At 71.4% G+C, this 5,180-nt stretch carries 5 protein-coding genes; 2 read left to right on the top strand and 3 right to left on the bottom strand.

Translation table 11 applies throughout. The features are described 5' to 3' along the window. Both KBX53_RS21460 and lpdA read right to left on the bottom strand, forming a co-directional pair. On the bottom strand, positions 1–227 hold a 227-nt coding region (locus KBX53_RS21460; RefSeq protein WP_305797970.1), incomplete at its 3' end, for a biotin/lipoyl-containing protein. Positions 228–293: 66 nt separating this feature from the next. Continuing rightward, positions 294–1,685, bottom strand: a complete 1,392-nt coding sequence (gene lpdA / locus KBX53_RS21455; protein WP_036412749.1) for a dihydrolipoyl dehydrogenase — start codon at positions 1,683–1,685, stop codon at positions 294–296. 178 nt (positions 1,686–1,863) lie between these two features. Between lpdA and KBX53_RS21450 the strand changes: the two genes are divergently transcribed. Continuing rightward, on the top strand, positions 1,864–2,193 hold the full coding sequence (locus KBX53_RS21450) for a hypothetical protein (protein ID WP_030337985.1): 330 nt from the start codon (positions 1,864–1,866) through the stop codon (positions 2,191–2,193). Positions 2,194–2,239: 46 nt separating this feature from the next. Here the strand turns inward: KBX53_RS21450 and KBX53_RS21445 are convergent, their stop codons facing one another. After that, on the bottom strand, positions 2,240–3,814 hold the full coding sequence (locus KBX53_RS21445; protein WP_210861246.1) for a leucyl aminopeptidase: 1,575 nt from the start codon (positions 3,812–3,814) through the stop codon (positions 2,240–2,242). Positions 3,815–3,976: 162 nt separating this feature from the next. On the opposite strand from KBX53_RS21445, the gene gcvT reads away from it, so the two are divergent. Continuing rightward, positions 3,977–5,107, top strand: coding sequence for a glycine cleavage system aminomethyltransferase GcvT (gene gcvT, locus KBX53_RS21440; protein ID WP_030337983.1), 1,131 nt, complete (start codon positions 3,977–3,979; stop codon positions 5,105–5,107). Positions 5,108–5,180 lie beyond the last annotated feature (73 nt).

The raw sequence follows: 5,180 nt of genomic DNA, 5'->3' as shown, positions 1-5,180 counted from the left end.
ATGACGGCCAGCTCGCTGCCGACCTCGGCGGTCTCGTCCTCGCCGACCACGATCCGGCTCAGCACGCCCGCAGCGGGCGACGGGATCTCGGTGTCGACCTTGTCGGTCGAGACCTCGAGCAGGGGCTCGTCAACCTCGACCGTGTCGCCCTCCTGCTTGAGCCAGCGAGTGACGGTGCCCTCGGTGACGCTCTCGCCGAGCCGGGGCATGGTGACCGATACCGGCATTTTCTGAGACTCCTTCATTCCCCTGGTGGGATCTTCGCCCGTCGCCGGACGCCGCGGTTTGGATGATCAGGCGTGCGAGTGCAGCGGCTTGCCGGCGAGGGCCAGGTGCGCCTCGCCCAACGCCTCGTTCTGGGTCGGGTGGGCGTGCACGAGCTGGGCGACCTCCGCCGGGTACGCCTCCCAGTTGTAGATGAGCTGCGCCTCACCGATCAGCTCACCCACCCGGGCGCCAACCATGTGGACGCCGACCACCGGGCCGTCGTTGACCCGGACCAGCTTCACGAAACCGGTGGTCTTGAGGATCTGGCTCTTGCCGTTGCCGCCCAGGTTGAAGTTGAGGGCGGTGACCTTGTCGGCGCCGTACTGCTCCTTGGCCTTCGCCTCGGTCAGGCCGACCGACGCCAGCTCCGGGTCGCAGTAGGTGACGCGCGGGATGCCGGCCTCGTCGATCACGGCCGGGGTCTGCCCGGCGATCTCCTCGGCCACGAAGATGCCCTGCTGGAAGCCGCGGTGGGCGAGCTGGAGGCCGGGCACGATGTCGCCGACCGCGTAGACGTTCGGCACGCTGGTACGCAGCCGCTCGTCGGTCAGCACGTAGCCGCGGTCCATCTTGACGCCCTGCTCCTCGTACCCGAGGTTGGCGGTGTTCGGGCCGCGACCGACGGCGACCAGCAGCAGCTCGGCCTCGACGGTCTCGCCGCCCTGGATGGTCAGCTTGACGCCGTTGTCGGTCTTCTCGACCTTCTCGAACGGCTTGCCGACCTTGAAGTTGATCTTACGCTTGCGGAACGCCCGCTCCAGCGCCTTCGACGACTCCTCGTCCTCGGCGGCGACCAGCCGGGGCAGCGCCTCGACGATCGTCACGTCCACACCGAAGGACTTCCACACGCTGGCGAACTCGACGCCGATCACGCCGCCACCGAGCACGATCACCGACGACGGCACCCGGTCCATCGTGAGCGCGTGGTCGCTGGTGATGATCCGCTCGCCGTCGACCTCCAGGCCGGGCAGGCTCTTGGCGTACGAGCCGGAGGCCAGGACGATGTTGCGGCCGGTGTAGCGCTTGCCGTCCACCTCGACGACGTTCTTGCCGACCAGCTTGCCCTCGCCGGCGACGAAGGTGATGTTCTTCGAGCCGCCCACCAGGCCCTGCAGGCCCTTGTAGAGGCGGGAGATCACGCCGTCCTTGTACGAGTTCACGCCGGCCATGTCGATGCCGATCAGCTCGGCCTTCACGCCGAACTGCTCCGACTCGCGGGCCTGGTCGGCGATCTCCGCCGCGTGCAGCAGGGCCTTCGTCGGGATGCAGCCGTTGTGCAGGCAGGTCCCGCCGAGCTTGCCCTTCTCGATCAGGGCGACGGAGAGGTCCAGCTGGGCGGCGCGCAGGGCCGTCGCGTAGCCGCCGCTGCCACCTCCGAGAATGACGATGTCGAAGGTCGCTTCGTTCGGCTCGCTCACGTCCAACTCCCAGGTCGCGTCGCTGCATCGGGGGTCACAGGGGTGTAACACGGACACACCCCACCTCGGTCATCTTGTCACCACTGAGCACAGGGTGCGTACTGAGGTGCCCAACGACACGTCATCGACACGTACCCTTGGCACCGTTGTCGATGACGCACGGTGGGGGAGAGATCCGGTGGGGTTGTTCCGGCGCCGCAAACAGGCGGCTGTGCCGAGCCGTGACCGTGCCGCCGATCGTGGCGATCTGGACCATCTGGAGAACTTCATCCGGAGTCGGCGCGGCGTCGAGGCGTTCATCGAGCCGCGGACGACGGTGACGGAGACCACCGTCATCCTGATCGCCGACGACGGGGAGTGGACCCGCCGCCGGATCGACGGGCCGGACGGGGCGCGACGCTTCGCGTACCGGATGGGCATCCCGGTGTACGACGTCCGGCTGATGGGCTACCCGCAGCGGATGCGCGACTTCAACGAGCGCCGCAAACGCCGCCCCGAGCGGTACTGAGAAGGGCCCCCGGCGTCGACCGGAGGCCCCCTCGATGTCCGTCGCGTCAGCCGTTGGCGGCGACGTCCTCGACGAGCTGCACCAGGGTGCGGACCGGAACGCCGGTGCCGCCCTTGGTCCAGTAGCCGGTCGGCTCGCCCGAGTGGTAGCCCGGCCCGGCGATGTCGATGTGCGCCCAGGCCACGTCGTCGGCCACGAACTCACGCAGGAACACGCCGCCCTGCAGCATGTGACCGGCCCGGTCCATGCCGGCGTTGACCTGCGAGATGTCCGCCACGTCCGACTCCATGCCCTTACGGACGTCGTCGGGCAGCGGCATCGGCCAGGCCGGCTCGCCGACGGCGTCGCCGGCCACCTTCACCCGGTCGCACAGCTCCGGGGTGCCCATCACGCCGGCCACCCGCTTGCCCAGCGCGATGACCTGGCCGCCGGTCAGGGTGGACGTCTCGAACAGGTAGTCGGTGCCGTCGGCGCAGGCGCGGGCGATGGCGTCGCCCAGGATCATCCGGCCCTCGGCGTCGGTGTTGAGCACCTCGACCCGCTTGCCGTTGAACATGGTGATCACGTCACCCGGGCGGTAGCTGGTGCCCGAGGGCATGTTCTCGGCCATCGGCAGGTACGCGCTGACCGCCACCGACGGCTTCAGCGCGGCGATCGCCAGCATGGTCGCGCCCACCGCGGCGGCGCCCGCCATGTCGGACTTCATCTCCCACATGCCCTGCGCCGGCTTGATCGAGATGCCGCCGGTGTCGAAGGTGATGCCCTTGCCGACCAGCGCGACCCGCTTGCCGTTGCCGCCGCCCTGCGGGGTGTAGGTCAGCTTCACCAGCCGCGGCGGGGCCTCCGAGCCCTGCCCGACCGCCACGATGCCGCCGTACCCGCCGGCGGACAGCGCCGCCTCGTCCAGCACCTCGACGTCGAGACCCGCCTCGCGCGCCGCGCTCGCCACCGCGTCGGCGAACGACGGCGGACGCAGCTGGTTCGGCGCGGTGTTCACCCAGTCCCGGCTGAGCCGGACCGCGCCCGCCACCGCCTGCGCCCGGGCGACCTCCGCCTGGGCGTCCGCGTCGCCGGCGTCCGGCACCGCGATGAGCACCTCGGCCACCGGCTCCCGCCGGGTCGGCTGGGGCCGGGTCTTGTACCCGGCGAACCGGTACCCACCCAGCAGCGCCCCCTCGGCGACCGCCCGCAGCTCGGCCGACGCGTCCGCGTCATCCGGCAGCGGCAGCGCGAGCGCGACAGTGCGCGCACCGGCCAGGGCCCGGATCGCGGCACCGGCGGCCCGGCGCAGCGTCTCCGGGGCCGGTGCGGCGCCCGACGGCTCCGGGCCGAGCCCGACCGCGGTGACCAGCGGGGCGGTCACGGTGCCCAGGGTGGCCAGCTTGATGACCTCACCCGGCCCGCCGGTCGCGCCGAGCAGCGCGAGCGTCTCGGTCAGCTTGCCGTCGAACGCGGCCGCGATGCTCTCCGCGCCGCTGGCGAGCAGCAGGGTGCCGGCGAGGCCGCTGGTGGCGCCCTGCTCTCCGGTCTGGCTGTGCACGCCGATCACGATCGCGTCGACGGCGAGCTCGGCCGGGTCGGTGTCGACCAGGCTCAGGTTGGTGGTGCGGGGTGAAGTCACTGAAGCTACTCCGGGCGGGCCGGGCCGGTCGCGGCGTCGCGTACCAGCGGTGAAGGTCTCCGGCGGAACCTACCTGCCGGACGTCATGGCTGTCCCGCCGACGGCGCCAGCGGGCTCCCGCCGATGCTAACCAGCGGCGTTGCCCCCGGTAAGTTGCCACCCATGACCGACGTGACCTCCGACGCCGCCGCGACCCGGCTGCGCCGTTCCCCGCTGCACGAGCGGCACACCGCCGCCGGAGCCAAGTTCGCCCCCTTCGGGGGCTGGGAGATGCCGCTGGAGTACGCCGGCGGGGGAGTGCTCAAGGAGCACACCGCTGTGCGTACGGCGGTCGGGGTCTTCGACGTGTCACACCTGGGCAAGGCCCGGGTGAGCGGCCCCGGCGCGGCCGACTTCGTCAACTCCTGCCTCAGCAACGACCTGGGCCGGATCGGCCCGGGCCGGGCGCAGTACACGCTCTGCTGCGACGACGCCACCGGCGGCGTGGTGGACGACATCATCGCCTACCTCTACGCCGACGACCACGTCTTCCTCATCCCGAACGCGGCGAACACCGCCGAGGTGGTACGCCGGTTGCGCGCCGCCGCGCCCGCGCAGGTGACAGTCACCGACGAGCACGAGGCGTACGCGGTGCTGGCCGTGCAGGGCCCCCGCTCGGCCGAGTTGCTGGCCGCCCTGGACCTGCCCACCGAGCACGGGTACATGAGCTTCTCCGCCGCGAGCCTGGCCGGGGTGGAGCTGACCGTCTGCCGTACCGGCTACACGGGCGAGTTGGGCTACGAGCTGGTGGTGCCGGCGGAGCACGCGGTAGCGGTCTGGGACGCGCTCTTCGCCGTCGGCGCGACGTTCGGGCTGCGCGCCTGCGGGCTGGCCGCCCGGGACACGCTGCGCACCGAGATGGGTTACCCGCTGCACGGGCAGGACCTCTCCCTGGACATCAGCCCGGTGCAGGCCCGCTCCGGCTGGGCGGTCGGTTGGGACAAGCCGGCCTTCTGGGGCCGCGACGCGCTGCTCGCCGAGCGGGCCGCCGGCCCCCGGCGGACGCTGCGCGGCCTGGTGGCCGTGGACCGGGCCATCCCGCGCCCCGGCATGACCCTGCACGTGGGTGACGTCCAGGTCGGCACCGTGACCAGCGGCACCTTCAGCCCGACGAGGAAGCAGGGCATCGCCCTGGCCCTGCTCGACACCGACGCCAACCTCGCGGACGGTGCCGAAGTCGAGATCGACATCCGAGGCCGCCGAGCCCCCCTGACCCTCACCAAACCCCCCTTCGTAACCCCCTCAGTGAAGTAACCCCACCCGCCTTCAGCGTTGATCATGAGGTTGACGGGCCATTTGGAGATCAACGGCCCCGTCAACCTCATGA

Source organism: Micromonospora sp. M51 (assembly GCF_018070305.1).
GTDB lineage: Bacteria > Actinomycetota > Actinomycetes > Mycobacteriales > Micromonosporaceae > Micromonospora > Micromonospora parva.
The sequence above is the reverse complement of the archived record's forward strand: the minus strand, read 5'-3'. Positions and strand labels throughout refer to the sequence as shown.